This is a genomic window from Citrobacter sp. C1 (assembly GCF_014596895.2).
In the GTDB taxonomy this organism is placed as follows: Bacteria; Pseudomonadota; Gammaproteobacteria; order Enterobacterales; family Enterobacteriaceae; genus Citrobacter; species Citrobacter gillenii.
In genome coordinates this window covers 4,604,191-4,630,491 of sequence record NZ_CP115035.1, presented here as the reverse complement: position 1 = coordinate 4,630,491, position 26,301 = coordinate 4,604,191, and the positions used below count along the sequence as shown (strand labels likewise).

The window sequence follows — 26,301 nt, the reverse complement described above, 5'->3', positions numbered from 1 at the left end:
TGACTTTTTTCTCGTTATTGTTGATATGCTAGATAAACTTTATTTCTTATGTATTACTTTCTGCTTGCAAGGGATGCGATAATGAAAAAAGGTTCAGGCTTCTACAATCTTGAGGGTATATCTTTAGGTGATAGTATAAATAAGTATTTATTAACCGTAAGGGAGGTGGGTAATTCAGGGGTACTTGATGTTGAGACAATTGACGGTCAGGAAAAGTTAAGTGAACCATATAGTTACAAAATTACCTTTACATCTAAAATTAAAAATATCTCACCGGACTCACTGTTAAACGTTGAAGCCACGCTACAAATTAGAGCGCCTAATAATAATTGGAGTGAATACATACGGGGTTCTGAGCGTTGGCTTCTTGAACGGCAAATAGAAGGGATAGTGACGTCATTTTCGCTAATTAGCACCTCCGCAGATGAATCACTGTACGAAATCAGGCTTGAACATAAGCTAGCATTACTCTCACGACGAAAGCGGTCGGCTATTTATCTGAATACCAGCGTTCCGACTCTGGTCGCGAAGATCCTCAAAGAGCATGCTTTTGCGGATTACGAAATCGACGTTAACTCGCTTTTTTGCGCGTATCCGAACCGGGAAATGATCGTGCAGTGGGGTGAGTCAGATTTAGCGTTTATCAGCCGTATCCTGTCTGAAGTGGGGATCTGGTTCAGAATCGAAAATCATCATGATGTTCCGCACATAATGGTGCTTATCTTCAGTGACTCGCAACGCTGCTACCTTGTTGATCGGAAGATTATGCATGTTTCCCATGCTGGCCTGACATCACATGATTACTCAATCGATAAGCTGATATCAACGCACAACGTTGTGTCCGCGGCAGTTAAAGCAAAAAACTTTGATTACAGACTGGCAAACTCGCGGATCCTCAATGTTGATGCCGATGTGACGTCGGGAGGCCCTGCGATGTATGGCATGGATTATCGCTACGCGGATAACCATCATCAACCGGGATCAGAATTTGGTCATGTGCAGCCGGGTGAATCAAGCGGGTTTTATGCCAGATTGCATCACGAAATTATTCTTAACCACCAGTCGGTATTAAGCGGTGAGACCACCAGTCCGTTGATCACGCCTGGTATGGTGCTCAATATCGACGGGACGGTTCCGGACGCATTCACACCTGGATTTGTAGTCACTGCAATGCGGGTCACGGGGAAACGTGATTCGGCACTCCAGTCTCAACTGAAAGGTATTCCCTACAGCAGGGATGTCTGCTTTCGACCGCAACCGTTACCCCGGCCACGTATAGCAGGTACGGTTCCCGCGATCGTTTCATCATCAATAGATAATGACAAATACGCGCATCTCGATGCACAGGGCCGCTATTGGGTTAAGTTTGAGTTTGATCTGGACCTCCAGGTGAAAGGCTATGAAAGTATGCCCGTCCGTCTGGCGCGGATTTATACCGGTGATACCTATGGTCATCATTTCCCGCTTATCCAGGGGACAGAAGTCGCCATCGCGTTTGAAGGTGGCGATCCGGAAAGACCCTTCATTGCACATGCGCTGCATCATGCCCCCAAGCCTGACCTCGTCACCAGCCGCAACAATACACGCAACGTCATCCGCACCGCGGGACTCAACAAACTCCGGATGGAGGATAAGCGCGGACAGGAACACGTCAAGCTAAGTACTGAGTACGTCAAGACACAGCTTAACATGGGCCATCTTGTCGATGCTGGCGGTAAACCGCGCGGCGAAGGTGCGGAACTGCGCACCGATGACCGGGCAGTGCTGAGGGCAGCAAAGGGGTTATTGCTCACGACAGAGGCGCAGCCAAAAGCCCAGGGTCAACAGCTCGACATGAACGCCGTGGTTCAGCAGCTTCAGGACGCGCTGACGCTGGCAACGTCTCTGCAACAAAGCGCCCTGACGGCGCAGGCGTTAAATGTCGAAATGGGGCCGCAGCAGCAGCTCAACGTAGCACTTAAACAGCTTACACAGCCGGGGCTGGTGGCCTATGCCGATCACGGTATGGCCCTGCTCACACCGCAAACGATGGCATTATCAGCAGACAAAGATTTGTCGCTAAACGCTGCCAATAACGGCAGTTTTAACGTCTTTAAAAAACTGTCAATGGCTGTCGGACAGGGGCTGTCACTTTTCAGCAGAGCCATCGGTATCAAAATCATCGCTGCAAAAGATGATATTTCCGTGCAGGCACAGCGTGGCGAAATGGGTCTGCTCTCTGATAAGGATTTTCATATTCAGAGTATGAACGGCAATGTGACTATCAGTGCGAAAAAGAATATTCAGTTGCTGTGTGGCGGTGGCGGAATCCGGATCAACCAGGACGGCTCCGTAAAAATATTCTCCCCCTCTAAAGTGCAGCTTAAAGGTGCCATGCTTGACTGGAGCGGTCCGGAATCAGTTAAAGATAAAATTCCCGTATTCCAGGAAGAGACATTTCATCGTCGCATCAAATTACACGGCGACGACAATAGTGATGACGTACTTAAAAATACCAAATTTAAAATTATTAAGGCATCAGGGGAAATAATTGAAGGTGTTACCGACGATGAAGGAATGACACCCCTGTTAGATCTGACGGAAATGGATGAAATGAAAATGGAGATTATACCCGATGAGTAACAGCCCTTTTAATCAGCGCGTCGTGGCAACAGGTATACAGGGGGTTCCTAAATCTACGGGGGCAGGTATGGAAACCTGCAATGTTGCTATTAAACGCCCTATGCCCTGTATTGTGATTCTTGTTCACGGCGTGAACGATGTGGGGGAGGCATATCAGAATCAGGAGCAGGGTATTATTGCTGGCCTGAATGAACGTATGGGTCGCACGGATATGTATCCGCATGAATGGCACCAGTTCAAAATGGATATGGGCGACGGCGAGCAACAGAATGTCAAAATGCCAGGACGTAGCCCGGTGATCCCTTTTTATTGGGGATATAAGCCTGTTGATCATGCGACATATCGCGAGGATCAAAAGCGCTATCGTGATGAGCTGGCTAAACTCGGGAACGCTACCAGGCTGCCCTACAACGCCTATCAGGAAGATGACCACGCTAAGCTGGAAAAACTGGGGCATATTGCAGCAACCACGTTGAAATATCAGAACGATAATTTTGGTAACGTTCTCGACGATGTGTATGCCAAAAATGGCGGTACGTTTGCCAATGCGACAACCAATATTCCAGATATGCTCGGCCCGGGATCCGGCGGTGTGGCGAATGGTGCTGCAGGGTTTGCTTCATTGCATATGAATGGTGGGGATTTTACGCATCCTATTTATGAGAATCCCCACCGCATTTATCAGTTTTTTGCCGCGCAGCGGCTGGCTGATTTGATATTGATGATAAGACGTGAATCGGCAACAAAACTGGACCCAATTAATATTGTTGCACATTCACAGGGGACTATTATCACTATGCTGGCCAATATGCTGGTCATGCAGGCTAATGAGAAACCCGCTGACTGCGTGATACTTAGCCATTCTCCCTACACACTGGAAAAAACGGCTGCTGAAAGTATGACGCCCGGACATCACCAGACGGATCGCGCCCGGCAGCAGACGTTTAAAAACTTCTGCCATTTGATGGCGACAAACGCTAAATACGGCCACGGAGAATACCACTCGGAAGCTGAAATTGATGAAATAGAAGGGACGATTTGCCTGAGTAAAACCCGTTCGCAGTGGCGGACGAATAAATGCTATGCACGTAATAACTTCGGTAAGGTTTATAATTACTTTTGCCCCAATGATAGCATTGTCTCATTACTTAACGTGCAGGGCTTTGGCTGGCGGGGGATCCCTCAGGACATTGCCGGTGGCTTAGACAATTTACGCCAGCGGGTTTTCTGTGAAAATGGCCCGGATATAGGTAATAGTCCTCTGAGCATACCTTTTGAGATGCCGGCGTTAAAAGATAAGAGTTTTAACCAGGATACAGGCTTTACCAAACAATATACGTATTCTGATGTCATCATTAATGGCGAGCAGCTCCCCATCACCTTCAGACACCAATTACAGGGTGCCGGGAACGGATATAAATATCCGGTAGCGCTAGATTCCCCCGATCAAATCATCTCATTTTCCGCAAAGGCGAATGCCATTGCGCGTAAAGAAACTGACATAAAAAACCTGAGCGGGAACGGCTTTGATAATTTACAGCCGGGTCATGAATTAACGTTAGCTGAGCTGAAGGTTTTCTCTAAAAAATATGGCAGACCTTATACCAAAGGCGTGGTTATGGGAGGGAAGTACAACACGACCGTTCAGCTTATTTATGAAAAAACGCCGGATGAGCTGGAAAAAGAATGGATGAAAACAGACCCGGTGGGTTACAGCCAGCATTCCTCGATTGTGATGTCCAAAGATGCTCCTGCGAAAGCGATGGCGTTCGATCTGGCAGTGGGTATATGCCGGGCATTTGATCACCGCTACGGAGAATTCTGGAAGGAACTACTACTACGCGGAGACTGGCGTATGAAGCGTAACGGTCTTCCAAGAACGGTTGATTATTATAATTCGGGTATTTTGAATAAAGCGGATACAAAAGATCATATGAATAGACCGGATGATATCTTACCAAAAGGTGAATTTGGTGTGGTAAACGAATATTGTCATTCAACAACGGTAAAACCTGCCAGACATAATGAAATATATAATGCCGAGGCTACCAATCTGCAATGGGATATGCCCAAACCGCTTAACGTTTAAGGATAAATCATGAAAAATGGAAATACGGTAATAATAATGCTTGGGGCAATTTCATTATGTGCTATCTCTGCCTGCACAAAAATACCGTCACAGGTAATTTATCGGTTTGATGATAATCGCTATCTGGAATTGATTGGGTATGATTGTGAAGGATATGTTGTTTATCATGACACAAAAAGAAATATCACTAAATCAATATATGGCAATCCAATCTACAGAGTATTCACGGGAGTGTATATTCATCCTTCAGAGCAGTACATTCTGGTCCCTGAATGGGAGCCTGGAGCATATAAAATATCCAAAGACTATGGTCAAACATGGCAAGTAGCGAATTATATGGCCTCTTTTTCAGCGCAAGTGAGAAACTCAGACGGCGTTATGCGTGATTATCCAGAAGGGAAAGAAATAAAAAGAGTTGTGGTGAGCAATAACCAAGCATTTATTTCAACTGCGCAGGGGTATTTGTATATGAGCTCATACCCTTTTGACGATCCGCGTTTAAAACCAGGTGGTCCGGGTATAGATTATAAATACTTTGATGATACATATTATCTCTACAGACCAGGCAAGCATAAATCCAGTGGCGAGTATGTAGACGGTCATACCAGTCCTGATTTTCCAGGTGCCGCCTGGGGAACGGTCGTTTTTATGAAGGCAGCATTGCTGCATCTAACGGAAGGATATAAGGCGAATTATCAAAATCTTCCCGATAAAGAACCGGAGGTGGTGGGCTATAAGGGCTGGACCCGGATGTACTGCAATATGAATGCGGGGAAATAATCTGCAATGGGATATGCCTAAACCGCTTAACGTTTAAGGATGAATTATGAAGCTGGGAAATGTGGTAAGAGTAATCGTCGCAGCAATTTCACTATGTGTTATCTCTGGTTGTACGAAAAAAATACCATTACAGGTTATTTATCACTATGATGATAACCGGTATCTGGAACTAAAGGGCTTCAATTGTGATGGCGCACTCTGGTATCATGATGTTAAAAGAAACATTCATAAAGAATTGATTGATGGCGTATTTGCCTCTTTCAGAATTTTCACCGAAACATATATCCATCCTTCCGATAAGTATATTCTCATTCCAAACTGGAAGCCAACGGCATATCTGATATCTAAAAATTATGGTCAAACGTGGCAAGTCGCAACATATATGGCCCCTTTCCCGGCGTTGGAGAAAAACTCAGACGGCGTTATGCGCGACAGACCAGAAGGAAAAGAAATAAAAAGAGTAGTGGTGGTCAATAATCAGGCGTTTATTACCACCTCACAACACCATTTGTATATGAGCTCATACCCTTTTGACGATCCGCGTTTAAAATCAGGCGGTCCGGGTATAGATTATCAATACTTTGATGACACCGACTATCTTTCTATATATACGGACGGAAAGCAAAAATCGAAAGGGAAATATGTGGATGCCCATATGAGACCTGAATCGCCTGGGCGCGCCTGGGGAACGGTCGTTTTTATGAAGGCAGCATTGCCGCATCTAACGGAAGGATATAAGGCGAATTATCAAAATCTTCCCGATAAAGAACCCATAGTGAAAGACTACAAGGGGTGGGATCGTATGCGCTGCAATATGAATGCGGGGAAATAACCTGCAATGGGATATGCCCAAACCGCTTAACGTTTAAGGATGAATTATGAAAAAGTTAAGTACGATAATAGTAGTTGGGACAATTTCATTATGTGCTATCTCTGCCTGCACAAAAATACCATCACAGGTAATTTATCGGTTTGATGATAATCGCTATCTGGAATTGATTGGGTATGATTGTGAAGGATATGTTGTTTATCATGACACAAAAAGAAATATCACTAAATCAATATATGGCAATCCAATCTACAGAGTATTCACGGGAGTGTATATTCATCCTTCAGAGCAGTACATTCTGGTCCCTGAATGGGAGCCTGGAGCATATAAAATATCCAAAGACTATGGTCAAACATGGCAAGTAGCGAATTATATGGCCTCTTTTTCAGCGCAAGTGAGAAACTCAGACGGCGTTATGCGTGATTATCCAGAAGGGAAAGAAATAAAAATAGTTGTGGTGAGCAATAACCAAGCATTTATTTCAACTGCGCAGGGGTATTTGTATATGAGCTCATACCCTTTTGACGATCCGCGTTTAAAACCAGGTGGTCCGGGTATAGATTATAAATACTTTGATGATACATATTATCTCTACAGACCAGGCAAGCATAAATCCAGTGGCGAGTATGTAGACGGTCATACCAGTCCTGATTTTCCAGGTGCCGCCTGGGGAACGGTCGTTTTTATGAAGGCAGCATTGCCGCATCTAACGGAAGGATATAAGGCGAATTATCAAAATCTTCCCGATAAAGAACCCATAGTGAAAGACTACAAGGGGTGGGATCGTATGCGCTGCAATATGGAAGCAGGGAAATAAAATGAAAGGTGTTATCAGGTTAAATGACCCACTGGAGAACGGCGGGTATGTTAATAGAGCTTCCGGTAGCCTATTTATGGGGATTCCTGTTGCTTTGCAGGGGGATACTGTTGTTTGTATTCCGCACAAAGGCACCTTTCCCATACTTGATTTTGAGCCAACCTGGACAATGGACGGCAAAGGCGTAGTTGTGGATGGTTGCAGGGCTGCATGCGGCTGTGCAATAAAAACCACTCTGCCAACGGCGGGGACAAGTAAATGAGTAAATGGAAGATACCAAACAAGAATCCCTATCAAGAATCAGAAAAATTCCCGCTGAATATTATGCTGATCATTAGCTGTGCTATATTTCTGTTTTTTATAACGTACAATATATTCAGCTGGTTGCAGGACAAGAAAGTTCCTGATTATTTGATAGGGAATGCAATAGGTATCCCATCGCTAATAGTGTTAGCAATCTGGTGTGTGGTAGTCATCACCTACGGTGTTATATCTTTTCCATATTACTATGCGGGTTATCTTGAGCAGTATGGTATGAATAAGTGGAAAAACTGGGCAAAACAGGCATTGCCTCTTTTAGACTATTCATCCATTCTCCCGGTGCCTGAACTGGCATTAAAAATTCAGAAACTAGAGGGTGAAGCGCCAGCAGGTTCTGCAACGCCGTTACGAATTGATATTGAAGTTGACTCAATGGATGACGTCAGAGTTGATAACGTGCTAAGACAGTTGATAGAACCTCTAAAAAATTCCCTTGTCAGGGATTATCGTCCATTTAATACCTGGCTGTACGTTAAGGGAGCGGATGACACTATCGGCAATAGTTTCAAGGCGGTGCTGGCAAGCCTGGGCATCCCCAACGATAAGGTCGGGAAAATTAATATTCTTGACGAATGTCCTGATTATTTCTTAATCAATGACTGGATTGATTTAAATAACTCTGAAAACAACCTGGTTATTACTGTTGAATTGCACGATGAAAGTGATTCTGATTTTTTCGAGAGTGCTAATGCTTTTATTTTTACCAATACAAAACTGCTTGCAGATAAAGACACGCCTTTATATTTGTTACGCATGATGGACAGTACTCCATATTATCTTGATGAAATCGTAAGTACATATCTTTCTGCACAACAAGTGGATGTTGGCAAAATTAAAAAACTGTGGTTCAACTCACTGGATAAACAGTCAAAATTCGTATTGTTTAGTGGGATAGAAAGCGCAACAACGAGTATTTTAGCCGATAGTCGATATGAACTGGAGGCCGTCACTGGGAAAAGCTCAGAGGTTCAGCGCTGGGTTATATTAGCGTTGGCTGCGGATGCTGCAAAATATGGGCAAGGGCATCAGTTATTCGCCAGTACATCCGCAGATACTATTCAATCTGGCATAATAGCTGCTAAATATCCAGGATGTTGGCCTGCTCTTGATAAGCTGGATTTCGATGATTATTGGAGAATTATAAAATTGTGCACAATTATTTTATGGTGTATCGGATTTGTAAGTCTCGTACCACTGGAACTGTTCGAAAATCACCCCTGGTATGTGTTTACTCCTTTAGTTATTGGTATTCCGGTTATTTATACGGCGGTTATGATTTTTTCTTTTATATTGAGTCATAATATAGAGCAGGAAATGGATATTTATTACTCTCAGTTTTTATGAGGTAAGCGCCCTGACGGGCGCTCTTGCTTCGTTTACTCTCTTGCGGAGGAGGGTATCAGTCAATTCAGGGCTTATTTCACCGTCCAACCCTTATAGCTGCCGACGTTGTTCTTATCGATCATCGTCACCGGGATCAGCACGGGCTCTTTCGGCGCGGGTTTACCCTGCAATATGTCATAGCCGATTTCGACCGCTTTGGCTGCCATCACCTGCGGATCTTGTGCCGGGGTCGCCACAAATAATGAGTTTTCCCGCTTCAGCGCCTCTTCGCCGTCCGGCGATCCGTCGACGCCGACAATAAAGAATTCACTACGCTGCGCCTGTTTTGCAGCCAGATCGGCCCCGATCGCTGTCGGATCGTTAATGGCGAACACGCCGTCGATCTTCGGATTGGCCGCCAGCAGAGCTGTCATGATCTCCAGCCCGCCTTCACGGCTGCCCTTCGCGTTCTGATTATGCGACAGCACCTTGATGTCCGGGTGGCGTTTGAACTCGGTCTGGCAGCCTTCTACGCGGTTCTGCACGGCGGAAACCGGCGGCCCGTTGATGATAACGACGTTGCCTTTCCCTTTCAGGCGGTCGGTGATGTATTTACAGGCCATTTCGCCGGCCTGGGTGTTGTCGGAGGTGATGGTGGCGTCAGCGCCTTCCGCTGCCACGTCAACGGCGACGACCACAATCCCCGCGTCTTTCGCCCGTTTTACCGCCGGGCCGATGCCTTTGGAATCTGCCGCGTTAAGAATGATCATGTCGACTTTAGCGGCAATAAAGTTGTCTATCTGCGACACCTGTTGACCGAGATCGTAGCCGCTGGACACCAGCGTCACTTTGACGTTATCCCCCGCCAGCTTGCGCGCTTCCAGCTCTGCACCTTTGGTTATCTGCACGAAGAACGGGTTGGCAAGATCGCCAACCGTTACGCCGATGGATTTCAGTTCTTTTGCCTGCACATACGGCGTCGCGGCAAGCAGTGCGCCAGCACAGAGCGCGGTAACTAATGGCTTCAAACGCATACTCGTTTCCTCACGTAGGGTATTGTTGTTATACGCCTGATGGCGCTGCGCTTATCAGGCCTACGAATATGTAGGCCAGTAAGCTTGTCTATGCACTTTGATGGTGTCGGGTACGGTATTTGTCGATTAGCACCGCTATGATGATCACCGCCCCTTTGATCACCAGTTGCCAGAAATAAGACACGCCCATTAGCGTCATGCCGTTATTGAGCGTAGCGATAATCAACGCCCCCACCAGCGTGCCGGTGATGGTGCCGATCCCGCCGACAAAACTGGTGCCTCCGAGGATCACCGCGGCGATGGCGTCCAGCTCATAGCCCATGCCCAAGTTGCCGTTGGCACTGTACAGTCGCGAGGCGCTCATCACCCCGCCGAGGCCGGAAAGCAGCCCGCTCATGCCGTAGACGAACAGCAGCACCAGCCACACTTTGATACCGGTTAACCGCGCGGCCTGCATGTTGCCGCCCACCGCGTAAATATGAACGCCCAACGTGGTGCGACGCAGAATGAACCAGCACACCGCAATGACCGCCAACGCAATCACCACCAGCCACGGGATCGGCCCGAGGTAGTTGTTACCGATCCACTCGAAGCTGATATTGGAGTTGATAACCGTGGTGCCGTCCGCCAGCAGGTAAGCCGCGCCGCGCAGCGCGGTATAGGTGCCAAGGGTGACGATAAACGGTGGCAGTCCGGCAAAGGCGACCAGTGCGCCGTTAAACAGCCCCAGTGCCAGGCCAAGCATCAATGCCGCCGGAATCGACAACATTGCCAGCTCCGGGATCAGCGACACGACCATCGCCGCCACCGCAGTGGTGCCGAGAATGGAACCGACGGAAAGGTCGATCCCACCGGTGAGAATGATGAAGGTCATCCCCGCTGCCAGCACGATGTTGATCGACGCCTGACGGGTGATGTTGAGCAGGTTACTTTCGGTAAAAAAGTTGGGTGCGATAAAACCAAATACCGCCACAATCAGGATTAAAATGGGCAAGATACCGACCGTTTGCATCAGATCGCCCATCAACATTTTTTTCGCGGAAGCGGATTTGGCCACTGGCTGGGAAGGGGTTGGATTATTCATGGGACACCGCCTGATGATGGGAGTCGTTCACGCCGGTTGCCAGCGTCATAATATTTTCCTGAGTAATGCTTTGTCCGTTCAGCTCACCGGCAATACTGCCTTCGCGCATCACGTACACCCGGTCACTCATGCCGACCACTTCCGGCAGTTCGCTGGAGATCATTAAGATCGCCACACCTTTGCGCGCCATCTCGTTCATGATCCGGTAGATCTCGCTTTTGGCACCGACGTCCACGCCGCGCGTGGGTTCGTCGAGGATCAAAATGCGTGGGCCAATCGCGACCCAGCGAGAGATAAGTAATTTTTGCTGATTGCCGCCGGACAGTCCGCCCGCGCGGACCTGCGCGTGGGGTACGCGGATGTTGAGCAACTGAATGGCGTCATCGGAGATGGTCTGCGCTTTTTTGCGGTTCAGCATGCCCCAGTTGGCGTCACGCTCCAGCGTGGCCATGGTGATGTTTTCAGCCGCCGCCAGCTCTAAAAACAGCCCCTGTTCTTTGCGGTTCTCGGTCAGAAAGCCGATACCGTGATCGATGGCCTCACGCGGGGAGTGGATCACCACCGGCTCGCCGTCGACTTCAATCATGCCGCTGATGGCTTTGCGCACGCCAAAAATCAGCTGTGCCAACTCGGAGCGACCGGCGCCGACCAGCCCGGCCAGGCCGACAATCTCCCCGGAACGCACCAGTAAACTGCACGGCTGGACTTTGTTGCCATCGGTCAGGTGATGCACGTTCAGGCGCGCCTTGCCTAAAGGGATATCGCGTTCTTTGTTGAACAGATCGCTTAACGGGCGGCCGACCATCATGCGCACCAGTTCAGAGGCGTTAAGCTTGTCGCGGGTCAGGCTGCCGACGTACTGCCCGTCGCGCAACACGCTGACGCGATCCGAAAGTTCATATACTTCCGCCATGCGGTGGCTGATGTAGATAATTGCCATCCCTTCATCACGCAGGCGCATGATCAGCTCAAACAGGCGGTGGGTTTCACGTGAAGAGAGGGCGGCGGTGGGTTCATCCATGACCAGGATGCGGCTGTTACGGTGCAGGGCGCGGGCGATTTCGACCTGCTGCTGCTCGGCGATGGTCAGCGTCATGACCCGATCGCTGGCCTTAAACTGTGCCCCGAGCCGGTCGATGACCTTTTGCGCCTGCATCACCATCTCTTTGCGCTGTACCAGACCACCGCGCGACAGTTCGCTGCCAAGAAAGATATTTTCCGCTACCGTCAGATTTGGCGCGAGCTGCATCTCCTGATAAATCAGCGTGATGCCAGCGCTTAGCGCATCCTTGGGTCCGCGAATATGAAAGGGCTGACCGTCAATTAAGATCTCACCGCTGGTGGCGGTATAGGCCCCGGCGAGGATCTTCATCAGGGTACTTTTCCCGGCGCCGTTTTCACCCATCAGGGCGTGGATTTCGCCGGACCACACCGTTAAATCGACCCCTTTCAGCGCGTAAAATTTGCCGAATGCTTTGGCAATGTTGCGCATCTCCAGAACCGGTGTCTTGCTCATAACGGATCTCCTGCGGGGTGGCCGATATCAGCAGTCCATCACAGGAATGTAAATGCAAAATGTCAGAAGCCGTTCATATTTGTCATATTGCGATTTTTCTTCATGGAGCGTGATATGCCGCAACCCGGACGTCACTTTTTCGCCAGTGCGCGCGGGCGATTGCTGTTCTTCAATCTGCTGGTGGTGGCGGTCACGCTGATGGTCAGCGGGGTGGCGGTGCTGGGCTTTCAGCACGCCAGCCAGATCCAGGAACAGGTGCAACAGCAAACCGTTGATGACATGACCGGCAGCATGAATCTGGCGCGCGACACGGCGAACGTCGCGACGGCGGCGGTGCGGCTCTCACAGGTCGTGGGGGCGCTGGAATACAAAGGTGAAGCGGAACGGCTACAGGAGACCCAGCGCGCGCTCAAGCATTCGCTGGAACAGCTGGCCAGCGCCCCGCTGGCGCAGCAGGAACCGGGGCTGGTCGAGCGCATTATCCAGCGCAGTAACGAACTGCAAAGCAGTGTGGAAGGCATGCTGCAGCGCGGTCAGTTGCGGCATCTGGAACGTAATGCTCTGCTCAGTTCGCTGTACCAGAATCAAAGTTATTTACGCCATCTGCAAAAACTCACCGGCGCGCAGGATGACGCGCTGCTGAGGCAGATGGACCGCCTGATCGTTGCCGCTATTGAAACGCCGACGCCGCGTTCGGTAATTAAACAGTTGGGCGGCGTGATGCCCGCGCTTGTTCTGCAAAACCCCAGCCAGTTGGTGAGTCGTATTCTTAGCGACTTCAACCTCGAACTGCATAAGCTGGAGCCGCTTTCGTCCGCGCTGGAGCAGAGTGACCTGGCGATCAGCTGGTATATGTTCCATATCAAAGCGCTGGTGGCGATCCTCAACAGCGATATCAACCAGTATGTCTCGCAGGTGGCGAGTATCTCCGAGCAGCGGGTGGCGCAAAGCCATCAGGAACTGCAGTCCGGCGTGCTGTTTATCATGATTTTTGCGCTGTTGGCGGTGGTGATCACCGGCTTTGCCGGCTGGTATATCTACCGCAACTTAGGCTCGAACCTGACGGCTATCTCGCGGGCGATGACCCGGCTGGCGCATGGCGAATCGGACGTCAGCGTGCCGGCCCTGCAGCGGCGCGATGAGCTGGGAGAGCTGGCGCGCGCCTTTAGCGTGTTTGCCCGCAATACGGCGTCGCTTGAACACACCACTCGGCTGCTGAAAGAAAAAACAACGCAGATGGAAATCGACCGCACCGAGCGTCAGGGGCTGGAAGAAGCGTTACTGCACAGCCAAAAGCTGAAGGCGGTGGGGCAGTTAACGGGTGGATTAGCGCATGATTTCAATAACCTGCTGGCAGTGATTATTGGCAGTCTGGATTTGGTCAGTCCGGACTCGCCCGATGCGCCGCGCATCAACCGGGCGCTAAAAGCCGCCGAGCGCGGGGCGCTGCTGACCCAGCGACTGCTGGCTTTTTCGCGCAAGCAATCGCTGCACCCACATGCGGTGGAGCTGAAAACGTTGCTGGAGAACCTGGGGGAGCTGATGCGCCATTCGCTACCGGCGACGATGACGCTGGAGATTGAAGCGCAGTCACCCGCCTGGCCGGCGTGGATCGACGTCAGCCAGCTGGAAAACGCCATTATTAATCTGGTGATGAACGCCCGTGATGCGATGGACGGGCAGGCGGGTACGATTAAAATTCGCAGCTGGAATCAGCGGGTCACGCGCAGCGACGGACGTAAGCAGGACATGGTGATGCTGGAGGTGGCCGATCAGGGCTGTGGGATGTCGCAGGAGATCAAAGCGCAGGTCTTTGAACCGTTCTTCACCACCAAACAGACCGGCAGCGGCAGCGGGCTGGGCCTGTCGATGGTGTACGGTTTTGTGCGTCAGTCTGGTGGTCGGGTGGAAATTGAGAGCGCGCCGGGGCAAGGGACCACGGTCCGGTTACAGCTTCCGCGCGCCATTGTGCCGGTGCAGCCTCAGGACATCCCTGTGGTGGAACATGCGGCGAACAGCGGTGAGAAACTGGTGTTGGTGCTCGAAGATGAGGCCGATGTGCGCCAGACGTTGTGTGAGCAGCTCCACCTGCTGGGTTATCTGACGCTGGAGGCCGCCAACGGCGAGCAGGCGATGCACTTGCTTGCCGCATCTTCAGAGATCGACATTCTGATCAGCGACCTCATGCTGCCCGGTGGATTAAGCGGCGTGGATGTGGTTAACCATGCGCTAAAGCATTACCCGCAGTTGAGTATCCTTCTGATCAGCGGTCAGGATTTACGTCCGGCACACAACCCGGCCCTGCCGGAGGTGGCGCTACTGCGAAAACCGTTTACCCGCGGGGAGCTGGCGCAGGCGCTGCGTCATCCGCGCAATTGAGATTCCTCCGCTACTCGTGAGCAAGCGCTTTGATTACCGTGGGGCGAGTTTCTTTTTGAGGCTGGTTTATGACACGCTCCCCGACGATCTTTTTTTTCAGTTTGCTGATGCTGACCACCGTGTCGGCGCAGGCGGATATTATTGATGACGCCATCGGCAATATTCAACGCGCCGTCAGCGACGCCTATAAGCCTGATAATAATCGGGATTACGATGACTCGCGCGACGAAAGCTGGCAACGCCAGGTAAGCGACGATCGCCGCAGGCAATATGACGATCGTCGTCGCCAGTTTGAAGACCGCCGTCGGCAGCTGGATGACCGCCAGCGTCGGCTCGATCAGGAACGGCGTCAGCTGGAAGATGAAGAACGTAGAATGGAAGACGATTACGATCGTTAACGTAGTCTTTCGCTGGCAAGATTATAAACTTCACTACGCTCGCGTTTACCGACAGCAACGACAGCGATGACCAGGGTGTCGTCAATAACTTGATAAACAAGACGGAACCTTGAAGTGCGTAGTTGGATTTTATAGCAATCTTTTATTCCCCTGAGCTTCGCGGAGGGGACATGCGGATTTTCACCGCATTTCTTGAGTTCTTTGGCAAGCTGCTGCTGAATGGTTTTATCCAGTTTTTGCCATTCTTTCAGCGCATCTTCCCTGAATTTTACCGTATAACTCATAAATAGCTGTCCAGATCAACATCCACCAGTGGCTGTTGGCTCCGTTCATGGACTAATTTAACCAGTTGCTGATCGTCCAGCGCATCAAGCATTTTTTCGTAAAGCTCAGCGGGAACACAATAAAAGGCGGGCTGGTTACGGTTCAGGATTGCGACCGGAAACCCATCCCCTGCGCTAACAGTCGCCATCGGGTTCTTTTTTAGCTCACTCACGCTGGCGGTGGTGTCGCTTAAAATGATATGTGGCATAATCGCTCCTTAAGACCATTTAACTGGTCTTAATATAGGATGGGAAAGACCTGTTAACAAGTCTTATTATGAAGTGTCAGCGCTTAATCCAGCACAATCTCCATGCCGTCATACCCGGCTTCGATACCTGTCGGTAGCGGATTATGCATTAGCCACTCGTCGAACTGATGGCTGATGTGGGTCAGAATCACCCGTGGGCAGCGGATAACGTCATTGAGCGCAATCACGGTATTTACATCGCAGTGGTTGCGCGGTGGTTGCGTGCGCGGGGCATGGCTACAGTCGATGATCATCGCCTGCGGCTGATTGTTGCCCAGAAACGTCAGCGTTTTGTCGGGCAGCCCGGCGGTATCAGAGAGCCACGCCACGCGGCTGTACGCGGTTTCCAGCAGATAGCCAAACGTCAGCTTTGAGTGGTTGAGCGGCAGCGGTGTCACCTGTAACCCCTGCAAATCAAACACCACAAACGGTTCGACGGTGTGGCTAAAGTCGAGAATGCCGGGATGCTTAAACAGATCGTCGCAGCCCTGTTCATCCGGCGGCCCATATACCGGGATCGTTTTCCCCACGCCCCAGCGCAGCGGAAACAGTCCCTGCACATGATCCATATGGTAGTGGGTGAGCAGAAACTGGCGGAAGCTGCCGGCGGGCCAGTCGTCCATCAGATGCGGGATCCCCGCGTCGAGCAGCGTCACGGCATGGTTGAATTTGACCACGCCGCTGCAGGGGCGGCGGCGATATTGCGACTGTAAACGCGCCCGCTGGCAGGCGCGGCAGTCGCAGCCAAAAACCGGCACCAGCTGCGCGCCGCCGGTGCCGCTTAAAGTGATCGTTAAGCTCATTGTTGCTCCCCAGATCATGTATAGCCGGATGGCGACGCAGGCGTCTTATCCGGCCTACGGGTCCGTGCGCTCTCAGGCATAAGAATGCTTACGTCCCATCAGTGTGAGCAATGTATTCACTGACTGTAGCAGACTACCGTCATTGTTTAGCGTATGGCAGTCCTCTGGCGCATAGCGGGCTGCACGTTCAAGACGGGCGACAATCTCCGTTTCATTTTCTCGCCCGCGCGCCAGTAAGCGCTGGCGCAACACGTCTTGTGATACCTGCAAACAGACCGGCAGCAGCGCCGCGCCGTAGCGTGATTTTGCCTGTGGCAGATGGGCGCGGGAGCCGTTTACCACCACATCAAACCCGGCGTGTAGCCAGAGGTCAATCTCCACGCCGACGCCGTAGTACAAGCCGTTGGCATGCCAGCTCAGCGCCAGCAGGTTCTGTCCGGCGCGGGTAAAAAACTCCTGTTCGCTCAGCGCAATATGGTTTTCATTCCCGGCGTTGGCGGCCCGGGTAATGTAACGATGCGCCACCAGCAGTTGCGCCTGTTCCTGCTGGCGGAGTTCGGCCAGCAGGCTGTCCTTACCGGAGCCGGACGGCCCCATCAGCCAGATCAGTTTTCCCATAGTCAGAACACCCTTTTTCCCTGCCGCCAGACGTGGTCGATATGCACGTGATCGCCTTTGCGGTGCGCCAGCACCAGATCCGCGCGTTTACCTTCAGCGATAACACCGCGATCGTCGAGATTCAGCGCCCGCGCCGGATTACGGGTCACCAGATGAATCGCCTGCGCCAGCGTGAAACGGTTGGCATCGTCGTCCGCTACACGAAACGCTGCGTCGAGCAGGCTGGCGGGGTAGTAATCAGAGGAGAGAATATCCAACAGCCCCAGTTCAGCCAGCTTATGCGCCGCGACGTTGCCGGAGTGCGAGCCGCCGCGCACGATATTGGGTGCGCCCATCAGCACATTCATGCCGTGCTGGCGTGAAGCCTCTGCGGCTGCAAAGGTGGTGGGAAACTCGGCGATCACGCTGCCAAGTTGATGTGATTCGAGAACATGGTCATGGGTAGCGTCGTCGTGGCTTGCCAGCGCAATATGGCGTTCGCGACACATCTGCGCGATGGTGGTCCGGTTGGGCTGCGACCAGCGTGCGGCGAGGGCCAACTGTTCTTCTTCGTAGCGGGCCATCTGCTCATCGGTAAGTGAATACTTGCCCTGATAATATTCCCGGTATTTTTCGCGGTTGGCGAACTGGCGCTGGCCCGGCGAGTGATCCATCAGTGAAACCAGCGTCACCGGTTCGCGCCCGACCAGTTTTTCAAACAGCGGCAGGGTGGTGTGATGCGGCAGTTCGCAACGCAGATGCAGACGATGCTCGGCGCGGTTGACCCCGCGCTTCTGCGTTTCTTCCACCGCATTGATCATCTTTTCCAGATTTTCCAGGCGATCGCCGCCGTCGCGAACATCGCCAATCGCTACTGCATCCAGCACGGTGGTGATGCCGCTGGCGACCATCAGCGCGTCATGGCTGCTCATCGCCGAATGCGCGGGCCAATCCACCTTCGGGCGCGGGGTGAAGAATTTGTCGAGATTATCGGTGTGCAGTTCGATAAGCCCCGGCAGCAGCCAGCCACCTTCACCGTCCAGCGCTTCGGGCAGACGGCTCTGGCTTTCGGTAAAGGCGCGAATCACGCCGCCCTCCATTTCCAGCGATCCCTGTACCACTTCGTCTTCCAGCACCAGCTTTACGTTATTGATAATCATGCTGTGGTTCCCATCAGGTGCAAACGGTCCGCCACGCGGTCGCGAACGGTTTGATCGTGAAAAATACCGACAATTGCCGCGCCGCGCGCTTTGGCTTCTTCTATCAGTGCCACTACGGCGGCGCTGTTTTTGGCATCCAGCGACGCGGTGGGCTCATCGAGCAGTAAAATTGGGTAATCGACGATAAACCCGCGCGCAATGTTGACGCGCTGCTGCTCACCGCCGGAAAAGGTCGATGGGGCGAGATGCCACAGCGTTTCCGGGACGTTCAGACGTTCCAGCAGGCGCGCCGCTTTGGCCGCACACACGTCGCGGGAGACGCCCAGATCCAGCAGCGGTTGCATCACCACGTCCAGCGCCGAGACCCTGGGGATCACGCGCAGGAACTGGCTGACCCAGCCGATGGTGGAACGGCGCACTTCCAGCACTTTCCGCGCCGGAGCCTGCACCAGATCCACCCACTCGTCGCCGTGCTGAATATGAATATGGCCGGTGTCCGGCAGATAGTTGGCGTACAGCGAACGCAGCAGCGTTGATTTCCCACTGCCCGAGTGACCGTGCAGCACCACGCACTCACCGCTTTTTACGTCCAGAGTGGCGTTGTGCAACACCGGCAGGCGTACGCCGTTTTGCTGGTGCAGTACAAAGGTTTTACTGACATTTTCTACGCGGATCATTTGAGCCTCATGGTTCTTATTGCCGGATAAGGCGCAGCCGCCATCCGGCACAACAAAAAATCAGTTCTGCAACACCGACGACACCAGCAGTTGGGTGTACGGATGATGCGGATCGTCGAGCACGCGGTCGGTTAATCCACTTTCCACCACCTGACCCTGTTTCATCACCAGTAAACGGTCTGCCAGCAGGCGCGCCACGCCCAAATCATGGGTGACAATCACCACGGCCAGATCCAGTTCCACCACCAGGCCGCGCAGCAGATCCAGCAGTTTGGCCTGTACCGAGACGTCCAGCCCACCGGTGGGTTCATCCATAAATACCAGCCTGGGATGGGTGACGAGGTTGCGGGCAATCTGTAAACGTTGCTGCATGCCGCCGGAGAAGGTGGTGGGCAGATCGTCGATGCGCGAGGCGGGAATTTCGACGTCGGTCAGCCAGCGCTGCGCGGTAGCGCGAATGTCGCCATAGTGGCGTGCGCCGGTGGCCATCAGGCGTTCGCCGATATTACCGCCCGCCGAAACCTGACGGCGCAGGCCGTCCATCGGGTGCTGATGTACCACGCCCCATTCGGTGCGCAGCAGGCGGCGACGGTCGGCTTCGCTCATGCCGTACAGCGAACGGTTCTGATACACAATTTCGCCAGACTGCGGCGTCAGGCGCGAGGAAATCGACTTCAGCAGGGTTGTTTTGCCGGAACCGGACTCGCCCACAATGCCCAGCACTTCGCCAGGCCACAGGTCAAAAGAGACATCGCTGAAGCCTTTGCCCGGCGCGTAGAGATGGGTCAGGTTATTGACGGAAAGCAGCGGTTGCGTCATTGGCTAAGGGCCTCGCTCTGTTGGCGGCAGTAGTCGGTGTCGGAGCAGACAAACATCCGTTTGCCGCTGTCGTCGAGCACCACTTCGTCGAGATAGCTGTGGGTGGAACCGCAGATGGCGCAGGGTTCATCCCAGCTCTGCACGGTAAACGGGTGATCGTCGAAATCGAGGCTCTCGACTCGGGTATACGGCGGTACGGCGTAGATGCGTTTTTCACGCCCGGCCCCGAACAGCTGCAGCGCGGGCATCCTGTCCATTTTCGGGTTGTCGAATTTTGGGATGGGGGACGGATCCATCACGTAGCGCCCGTTGACCTTGACCGGATAGGCGTAGGTGGTGGCGATATGGCCGAAGCGGGCGATATCCTCATACAGCTTCACCTGCATCACGCCGTACTCTTCCAGCGCGTGCATAGTGCGGGTTTCCGTCTCGCGTGGCTCGATAAAGCGCAGCGGTTCGGGGATCGGCACCTGGAAAATAATAATCTGATCTTCCGTGAGCGGCGTTTCCGGGATGCGGTGACGGGTCTGAATAAGCGTCGCGTCGCAGGTCGCGTCGGTGGTGTTTACCCCGGTTACGTGCCTGAAGAAGTTGCGAATGGACACCGCGTTGGTGGTGTCATCCGCGCCCTGGTCGATGACCTTCAGCACGTCAGCTTCACCTATCACGCTGGCGGTAAGCTGAATACCGCCGGTGCCCCAGCCGTAGGGCATGGGCATTTCACGCCCGCCGAACGGTACCTGATACCCCGGAATGGCGACCGCTTTCAGCAGTGCCCGGCGGATCATGCGTTTCGTTTGTTCATCGAGATAAGCAAAATTGTAGCCGGAAAGATTAGCGGTCACGGACGGCCTCCTGTTGCAGGCGTTTGAGCAGTTCCAGCTCGGCCTGGAAATCGACGTAGTGGGGGAGTTTGAGGTGGGAAACAAAACCCGCCGCCTCGACGTTATCCGCATGCGCCAGCACGAACTCTTCGTCCTGCGCCGGTCCCGTGACCGTTTCATCGTAGTCGGGTGCCTGTAGGGCGCGGTCTACCAGCGCCATTGCCATCGCTTTGCGTTCGCTCATGCCGAACACCAGCCCGTAGCCGCGGGTAAAATGGGGAGAGTCATTTTCTGGCGCGACAAAGCCGTTCACCATTTCGCATTCGGTCATCAGCAGTTCGCCGACGTTTACCGCAAATCCCAGCTCTTCCGCTACTATTTCCAGCGCCACATAGCCGCTGCGGATCTCGGCGGCAAACGGGTGATTGCGCCCGTAGCCGCGCTGGGTGGAGTAAGCCAGCGCCAGCAGATACCCTTCGTCGCCGCGCATTAGCTGTTGCAGGCGCGAGGCGCGCGAGCAGGGGTAAACCGGCGGCGTGCGGGTGATGTCATCGGGCTGAGCGCCGTCGTCCTCTTCGTGCTTCGCCAGCCCCTGATTTGCCAGCAGGGAGAAGACGTGCGGGGCGGCATCCTGTTCACTCTCCGCGGCGCGCAGCGGCGGCGTCTCGCCGTTGGCCAGCAGAGTGAAATCAAGCAGGCGGTGGGTATAGTCGTAAGTTGAACCCAGCAACTGCCCGCCGGGAATATCCTTGTAGACGGCGGAAATACGCCGTTCCAGGCGCATCTCTGCGCTGTTGACCGGCTCGCTCACCGCCAGTTTTGCCAGCGTCGTGCGGTAAGCGCGTAGCAAAAAGATGGCTTCAATGTTGTCGCCGCTGGCCTGCTTGAGCGCCAGTGCCGCCAGTTCACGGTCGGCGATACCGCCTTCAGTCATGACCCGGTCAACGGCGAGGTTCATCTGCTGTTCGATTTGCGCCACGCTCAGTTCGGCAATGTGCGCATCGCCTCGGCGTCGGTTATCCTGCAGTGCGTGGGCGTTGGCTATTGCCTTCTCGCCCCCTTTGACGGCAACGTACATCAGCACACCTCCACGTGGGTGGTTCGCGGAATAGCCAGCAGCCGTTCGCCGCAGGTGAGGATCAGATCAATCCCCAGCGGGAACGGATGCGGGCGCTCGGTCAGTTCATGAATCAGGCATTCCGGTAACTGCGGGGCGATCATCCGTTCTTCGGCGATACCGGCCCCGGTCAGGCGCAGCATGCGTCCACCGCTTAAGCCCGCGATCTGCACAATCAGGGTCGCGCTGGTCTCTGGTGCTACGGCGGAACCGGAAGAGAGGGCGTTGAGCTGTTCGCTGCTAATGCGATTGTCGGCGATGGCAAAGGCTGCCTGCTGCGGTTGTTCTACCAGTGGGGCATTGGTGTGAAAACGCAGGTTCTGTCGGGCAATGTCGTTATCCATGGCTGGAGCCAGCCACACCGGGGTGTCACCGTCGACCAGGGTCAGCAGCACGCTGGTGGTTGCCAGACCCAGCGGCTGCCAGCCGTGTTTCAGCTGATGCAGGGCGACAATCACCCCCGGTTCGCTCATGGCTTTTAGCAGGCGACGAAAGCACTGCTGCGCATCCTGGACGGGTAAATTAAAGGCGCTCTGTAGTGCCGTAGATCGTGTCATGCGTTATCTCCGCGTACCAGTGTGAAGAAGTCGACCCGGCTGGCGTTGACTTCGGCACGGCGAGCGTTAATTAGCGCATCGCGTTCCGCTTCCAGCGGGGTAATTAAGGTTTCCATTACGCTCTGGAAATACGTCTGTTCCTGCAGCAGTGCGTCAATCACGGCGCACTGCTCGGCGTGGGGTTTGTTGCGTCCCAGCAGGTAGCTATAACCCAGCGTGCCGCTCTTCAGGCGTACGACGGCGCGCGTTATCGTGGTATCACCGGCAAAAAAACGGTTGCCGGTGCCGCCCATGCGGGCCTGGATCTGCATCAGCCCGCTTTCCGGTGCGCGGATAAGTTCATATTCTGGTGTCAGTTTCAGCGCGTTGACGCGCGCATTCAGGTCTTCAGCGTTGCTGTAAGCCAGCGCGCGCATCCAGCGCTGGCGGGTGGCGGTATCAAGGTGCATTCAGTGCTCCATGGTGAATTCGATCATGTCGGCGCGGGTCAGGCTGACGGAGTATTCCGTCGCGTGTTCTTCGCCTTCACGGTGGTTCAGGGTGCGCACGCACAGCAGCGGCGCCATGTTGGGGATTTCCAGTACCTTGCTCTCTTTGGCCTGCGCGCGGCGGGCGCTGATGCGTGTTTGCGTGCGCAGTAACATCAGACCCAACTGCTCGCGCAGGTAGTCGTGCAGTGAGCCGTGGTTAAAGCCCTGCAACAGCGGCCAGAGGGTGAGGTCGGAAAAATAGTGGTCGATAAGACAGAGCGCGATGCCGTTCACCCGGCGCAGGGTGCGCAAATGGATGACGTTGTCGCCCTCAGTGACGCTGAGCGCGTCGGCAATATGGCTCGAGGCCGGGCGCAGCACCGCCAGCAACTTCTCGCTGGTGGGATGGCTGCCCTGGTCCAGCAGGTTCTGACTGAAGCGCGCCTGGGCATTCAGTGGGTAATCGAACGGGCGCATCAGCACCAGCACGCCGACGCCCTGACGACGCTGCACCCAGCCGCGTTCGACCAACTGGTCAATGGCGCGGCGCAACGTGTGGCGGTTGACCGCGTAGCGGGCGGCAAGCTGATGCTCGGCCGGAAGGTAGTCACCGCAGCGATAATGTTGACGAAGCTCCTGCTCAAGTCTGGCGGCAATTTCCTGATAACGCGTCGGATAACTGGTCGGATGTGTAGACAAGTGCATAGCAATCAATGCCTCGCTGATTAGATGAAGTGCTTACGCAAACGCTGAGAGAGGAAATCCAGCAGGCTGACGGTGACGATGATTAACACCATCAGGGCGCAGGTTTGCTGGAACTGAAAGCCGCGAATCGCCTCCCATAACGTCACGCCGATGCCGCCTGCGCCAACCATGCCGACCACCGTGGCGGAGCGGACGTTGGACTCAAAGCGGTACAGCGAGTAGGAGATGAGCAGCGGCATGACCTGCGGTAGAACGCCGTAGAGGATCTCTTCAATTTTGTTAGCACCCGTGGCGCGAATGCCTTCGACCGGACCCGGCTCAATGGCTTCTACCGCCTCGGAAAGCAGTTTGGAGAGCACCCCGGTGGTGTGGATAAACAGCGCCATCACCCCGGCGAACGGCCCGAGACCGACCGCAACCACAAACAGCATGGCGAAGACCATTTCGTTGATGGCGCGGCAGGCGTCCATCAGGCGACGCATTGGCTGGTAAATCCACCACGGCACCAGGTTGTCGGCGCACATCAGGCCGAAAGGAATCGACAGCACCACGGCGAGGGCTGTCCCCCAGACGGCGATTTGCAGGGTGATGGCCATTTCGCTGAGATAGTCCTGCCACTGGCTGAAGTCCGGCGGGAAGAAGTCAGCGGCGAAGGTCGCCATATTGCCGGAATCCTCGATCAGCGTGAGTGGAGCCATTTCGGCCCCTTTCCATGATACGACCAGCACGGCGAGAAGAATGGCCCAGCTCAGCAGCGAGAACCAGCTACGCTTGGGCGGGGCGACGGTGATGGTTTGCATATTTGGCTCCGTTGGAACAGGTGTTTGCGTTGTAGGCCGGATAAGGTGTTTGCACCGCCATCCGGCATTTACGCGATTGCCTGATGGCGCTGCGCTTATCAGGCCTACAAATCACTGCACCGCTTTATTTACGCTGGTCATGGCACCCAGCGCGGCGGTCAGGCGGTCGAGATCATCCAGTTGTGCTTTAATCACCGAGGTTTTGCTGGTTTTCTCTTCCGCGTTCAGGCCCTTGTTGTCCTTCACGCCCTGCATCTCTTTAAACAGCGCCAGCTGGCGAATCGGTACCAGTTGCAGATCGCTGGAGGCACGGAACGGCGCCCAGCCCAGGCGTTCCAACGTGGCTTTCTCTTCCGGCGTTTTGCCATAACTCATGAAGAAGTCGTACACCTTGTCCTTGGTGGTTTCGGAGAGGTTTTTGCGCCAGACGATCGGATCGCCAGGGATCAGCGGCGATTTCCAGATCACCTTCAGTGCTTTCAATTTTTCCGGTGCGGAGGTTTTTAACTTGTCGAGGTTTTCGGTGTTGTTGGTGGCAACATCCACCTGCTTGTTGGCGACGGCCAGGGCGTTAGTTTCATGCCCGGCGTTAACGGTGCGCTTGAAGTCGCTGGCAGCAATGTTGTTTTTCGCGAAGACGTAGTAACCGGGGACGAGGTAGCCCGAGGTGGAGTTTGGATCGCCGTTGCCGAAGGTTAGATCCTTACGTTTGGCGATCAGATCGTTCAGGTTGTTGATCGGACTGTCTTTATTGACGATCAATACGCTCCAGTACCCCGGCGATCCGTCTGCTGCGACGGTCTGGGCGAAGACCTGTCCATTGGCGCGATCCACCGCTTCCATCGCCGAGAGGTTGCCGTACCAGGCGATATCGACTTTGTTAAAGCGCATGCCCTGGATGATCCCGGCGTAGTCCGGGGCGAAGAAGGCATTCACTTTTACGCCCAGCGATTTTTCCATGTCCTTCAGGAACGGTTCCCACTGTGGCTTCAGGTTTTGCTGTGATTCGGTCGAAATAATGCCAAAGTTCAGCGCTTTTTCCTGTTCTTCGGCATATGCCGGGCTTAAGAAGGTGCTGAGACTAAACATGCTGGTGAAGGCCAGTGCGGCAACTGTCTTATAACTCATTTCCATTCCTCATTGTGGGGATGTCAGGCAGCCTGTGCGTTCTGGTCGACGCGGTTCATGCTGCGGTAGAGATGGTCAAAACGATCGTTATCAAACTGCTGGCTGCTGCCGTCGTAGAAGACGTGTCCCTGGCGCAGCGCAACAATGCGTTCGCAGTAGCGCAGGGCGTAATCCACCTGATGCAGCGTGACCACGACGGTGATGCCGTCGGTCTGGTTAATGTCGCGCAGGGTGTCCATCACGATGCGTGCAGATTCCGGGTCCAGCGAGGCAATCGGCTCATCGGCGAGGATCACTTTTGCCTGTTGCATCAGGGCGCGGGCGATGGCGACGCGCTGCTGCTGTCCGCCGGAGAGCGTAGAAACGCGCTGGTAGGCAAAGTGCGCCATGCCAACGCGAGTCAGCGCCTGTAACGCCCGTTGCTTCTGCTGTGGCGTAAACCAGCTAAAACAGGTGCGCCAGAACGGCGTGCTGCCGAGGGCGCCAATCAGCACGTTCTCCAGCACGGTGAGACGGTTCACCAGATTGAACTGTTGGAAGATATAGCCCGTATGGGCACGGCTTTTGCGGATGTCACGCGCCAGTCGGCCTTCACGTTGTACCGTGCGGCCTAATAGCTCGACGTGGCTACCTGGCGATTTATCACCGGTAATCAACCCGCTTAAATGACGTAAAAGGGTGGATTTGCCGGAACCTGATGGCCCAAGCAGAGCCACCATCTCACCGGAATGGATAGTCAGATCAACCGCATTCAGCGCCTGATGATGATTGAATGATTTGGAGAGTTTCTCGACGCGAATAACCGTTTGCATGATGCGGCCTCCCTAAAAAAGTGGCCCCATCGTGGCGGATTAATGTGACATTTTCGTTAAGGGATGGTT

Annotated in this window: 27 protein-coding genes; 9 read left to right on the top strand and 18 right to left on the bottom strand. The window is 53.6% G+C overall.

Going from position 1 to position 26,301, the window contains the following annotated elements:
* Positions 1 to 48 precede the first annotated feature (48 nt).
* Genes vgrG through IB214_RS22175 form a run of 7 tightly spaced genes read left to right on the top strand, consistent with a single transcriptional unit; the run spans position 49 to position 8,802 of the window.
* Complete coding sequence (vgrG, locus tag IB214_RS22205) at positions 49 to 2,622, top strand: type VI secretion system Vgr family protein (RefSeq protein ID WP_223240326.1); 2,574 nt, start codon at positions 49 to 51, stop codon at positions 2,620 to 2,622.
* A complete protein-coding gene (locus IB214_RS22200) occupies positions 2,615 to 4,711 on the top strand; it encodes an alpha/beta hydrolase (protein ID WP_117343586.1) in 2,097 nt (698 codons plus the stop codon). The genes vgrG and IB214_RS22200 overlap by 8 nt, the downstream gene beginning before the upstream one ends.
* Before the next feature lie 9 nt (positions 4,712 to 4,720).
* The gene (locus IB214_RS22195) at positions 4,721 to 5,491 is read left to right on the top strand and encodes a hypothetical protein (RefSeq protein WP_348939353.1); all 771 of its coding nucleotides are present in this window, start codon (positions 4,721 to 4,723) and stop codon (positions 5,489 to 5,491) included.
* Positions 5,492 to 5,537: 46 nt separating this feature from the next.
* Positions 5,538 to 6,323, top strand: coding sequence for a hypothetical protein (locus IB214_RS22190; protein WP_117344061.1), 786 nt, complete (start codon positions 5,538 to 5,540; stop codon positions 6,321 to 6,323).
* 46 nt (positions 6,324 to 6,369) lie between these two features.
* The gene (locus tag IB214_RS22185) at positions 6,370 to 7,137 is read left to right on the top strand and encodes a hypothetical protein (protein ID WP_348939352.1); all 768 of its coding nucleotides are present in this window, start codon (positions 6,370 to 6,372) and stop codon (positions 7,135 to 7,137) included.
* Between the two features lies 1 nt (position 7,138).
* Positions 7,139 to 7,399, top strand: coding sequence for a PAAR domain-containing protein (locus IB214_RS22180; protein WP_096758672.1), 261 nt, complete (start codon positions 7,139 to 7,141; stop codon positions 7,397 to 7,399).
* Positions 7,396 to 8,802 (top strand): hypothetical protein, encoded by a 1,407-nt coding sequence (locus tag IB214_RS22175; protein ID WP_117343584.1) that lies wholly within the window; start codon positions 7,396 to 7,398, stop codon positions 8,800 to 8,802. The genes IB214_RS22180 and IB214_RS22175 overlap by 4 nt, the downstream gene beginning before the upstream one ends.
* Before the next feature lie 71 nt (positions 8,803 to 8,873).
* On the opposite strand, the gene IB214_RS22170 is transcribed toward IB214_RS22175, so the two are convergent.
* The 3 genes from IB214_RS22170 to IB214_RS22160 form a co-directional block, all read right to left on the bottom strand.
* A complete protein-coding gene (locus IB214_RS22170; protein ID WP_096758671.1) occupies positions 8,874 to 9,815 on the bottom strand; it encodes an ABC transporter substrate-binding protein in 942 nt (313 codons plus the stop codon).
* A gap of 88 nt (positions 9,816 to 9,903) precedes the next feature.
* The gene (locus IB214_RS22165) at positions 9,904 to 10,899 is read right to left on the bottom strand and encodes a ribose ABC transporter permease (RefSeq protein ID WP_096758670.1); all 996 of its coding nucleotides are present in this window, start codon (positions 10,897 to 10,899) and stop codon (positions 9,904 to 9,906) included.
* A complete protein-coding gene (locus IB214_RS22160) occupies positions 10,892 to 12,415 on the bottom strand; it encodes a sugar ABC transporter ATP-binding protein (protein WP_096758669.1) in 1,524 nt (507 codons plus the stop codon). The genes IB214_RS22165 and IB214_RS22160 overlap by 8 nt, the downstream gene beginning before the upstream one ends.
* A gap of 114 nt (positions 12,416 to 12,529) precedes the next feature.
* Here IB214_RS22160 and IB214_RS22155 point away from each other — a divergent pair, with 114 nt between their 5' ends.
* Positions 12,530 to 14,794, top strand: coding sequence for a hybrid sensor histidine kinase/response regulator (locus tag IB214_RS22155; RefSeq protein WP_117343583.1), 2,265 nt, complete (start codon positions 12,530 to 12,532; stop codon positions 14,792 to 14,794).
* Between the two features lie 68 nt (positions 14,795 to 14,862).
* Positions 14,863 to 15,192: a DDRRRQL repeat protein YjdP gene (yjdP, locus tag IB214_RS22150; RefSeq protein ID WP_096758667.1), complete on the top strand. Its 330-nt coding sequence runs from the start codon at positions 14,863 to 14,865 to the stop codon at positions 15,190 to 15,192.
* Here yjdP and IB214_RS22145 read toward each other — a convergent pair.
* The 15 genes from IB214_RS22145 to phnC all read right to left on the bottom strand — a co-directional run bounded on the left by IB214_RS22145 (position 15,189) and on the right by phnC (position 26,232).
* Positions 15,189 to 15,476: a type II toxin-antitoxin system RelE/ParE family toxin gene (locus IB214_RS22145; protein ID WP_117343582.1), complete on the bottom strand. Its 288-nt coding sequence runs from the start codon at positions 15,474 to 15,476 to the stop codon at positions 15,189 to 15,191. The genes yjdP and IB214_RS22145 overlap by 4 nt on opposite strands.
* Positions 15,473 to 15,724: a plasmid stabilization protein gene (locus IB214_RS22140; RefSeq protein WP_006688247.1), complete on the bottom strand. Its 252-nt coding sequence runs from the start codon at positions 15,722 to 15,724 to the stop codon at positions 15,473 to 15,475. Before IB214_RS22140 ends, IB214_RS22145 begins: the two co-directional genes overlap by 4 nt.
* An 83-nt stretch (positions 15,725 to 15,807) precedes the next feature.
* Positions 15,808 to 16,566, bottom strand: coding sequence for a phosphonate metabolism protein PhnP (gene phnP / locus IB214_RS22135; RefSeq protein ID WP_117343581.1), 759 nt, complete (start codon positions 16,564 to 16,566; stop codon positions 15,808 to 15,810).
* 72 nt (positions 16,567 to 16,638) lie between these two features.
* Positions 16,639 to 17,184 carry a ribose 1,5-bisphosphokinase gene (gene phnN / locus IB214_RS22130; RefSeq protein WP_096758664.1) on the bottom strand — a complete coding sequence of 182 codons (546 nt, stop codon included), beginning with the start codon at positions 17,182 to 17,184 and terminating at the stop codon, positions 16,639 to 16,641.
* 2 nt (positions 17,185 to 17,186) lie between these two features.
* Complete coding sequence (gene phnM / locus IB214_RS22125; RefSeq protein WP_117343580.1) at positions 17,187 to 18,323, bottom strand: alpha-D-ribose 1-methylphosphonate 5-triphosphate diphosphatase; 1,137 nt, start codon at positions 18,321 to 18,323, stop codon at positions 17,187 to 17,189.
* Positions 18,320 to 19,000, bottom strand: coding sequence for a phosphonate C-P lyase system protein PhnL (gene phnL / locus IB214_RS22120; protein ID WP_117343579.1), 681 nt, complete (start codon positions 18,998 to 19,000; stop codon positions 18,320 to 18,322). Before phnL ends, phnM begins: the two co-directional genes overlap by 4 nt.
* Positions 19,001 to 19,060: 60 nt before the next feature.
* Positions 19,061 to 19,819 carry a phosphonate C-P lyase system protein PhnK gene (phnK, locus tag IB214_RS22115; protein WP_115259672.1) on the bottom strand — a complete coding sequence of 253 codons (759 nt, stop codon included), beginning with the start codon at positions 19,817 to 19,819 and terminating at the stop codon, positions 19,061 to 19,063.
* On the bottom strand, positions 19,816 to 20,607 hold the full coding sequence (gene phnJ, locus IB214_RS22110; protein WP_137399228.1) for an alpha-D-ribose 1-methylphosphonate 5-phosphate C-P-lyase PhnJ: 792 nt from the start codon (positions 20,605 to 20,607) through the stop codon (positions 19,816 to 19,818). Before phnJ ends, phnK begins: the two co-directional genes overlap by 4 nt.
* 46 nt (positions 20,608 to 20,653) lie before the next feature.
* Positions 20,654 to 21,721 (bottom strand): carbon-phosphorus lyase complex subunit PhnI, encoded by a 1,068-nt coding sequence (locus tag IB214_RS22105; protein ID WP_117343578.1) that lies wholly within the window; start codon positions 21,719 to 21,721, stop codon positions 20,654 to 20,656.
* Positions 21,721 to 22,317, bottom strand: a complete 597-nt coding sequence (gene phnH / locus IB214_RS22100) for a phosphonate C-P lyase system protein PhnH (RefSeq protein WP_096758658.1) — start codon at positions 22,315 to 22,317, stop codon at positions 21,721 to 21,723. The genes IB214_RS22105 and phnH overlap by 1 nt, the downstream gene beginning before the upstream one ends.
* The gene (phnG, locus tag IB214_RS22095; RefSeq protein ID WP_117343577.1) at positions 22,314 to 22,766 is read right to left on the bottom strand and encodes a phosphonate C-P lyase system protein PhnG; all 453 of its coding nucleotides are present in this window, start codon (positions 22,764 to 22,766) and stop codon (positions 22,314 to 22,316) included. Before phnG ends, phnH begins: the two co-directional genes overlap by 4 nt.
* The gene (phnF, locus tag IB214_RS22090) at positions 22,767 to 23,492 is read right to left on the bottom strand and encodes a phosphonate metabolism transcriptional regulator PhnF (RefSeq protein ID WP_115259669.1); all 726 of its coding nucleotides are present in this window, start codon (positions 23,490 to 23,492) and stop codon (positions 22,767 to 22,769) included.
* Between the two features lie 20 nt (positions 23,493 to 23,512).
* Positions 23,513 to 24,292: a phosphonate ABC transporter, permease protein PhnE gene (gene phnE, locus IB214_RS22085; protein ID WP_096758655.1), complete on the bottom strand. Its 780-nt coding sequence runs from the start codon at positions 24,290 to 24,292 to the stop codon at positions 23,513 to 23,515.
* 111 nt (positions 24,293 to 24,403) lie between these two features.
* Positions 24,404 to 25,420, bottom strand: coding sequence for a phosphonate ABC transporter substrate-binding protein (phnD, locus tag IB214_RS22080; protein WP_096758654.1), 1,017 nt, complete (start codon positions 25,418 to 25,420; stop codon positions 24,404 to 24,406).
* Between the two features lie 23 nt (positions 25,421 to 25,443).
* The gene (gene phnC / locus IB214_RS22075) at positions 25,444 to 26,232 is read right to left on the bottom strand and encodes a phosphonate ABC transporter ATP-binding protein (RefSeq protein WP_117343576.1); all 789 of its coding nucleotides are present in this window, start codon (positions 26,230 to 26,232) and stop codon (positions 25,444 to 25,446) included.
* Between the last annotated feature and the right edge of the window lie 69 nt (positions 26,233 to 26,301).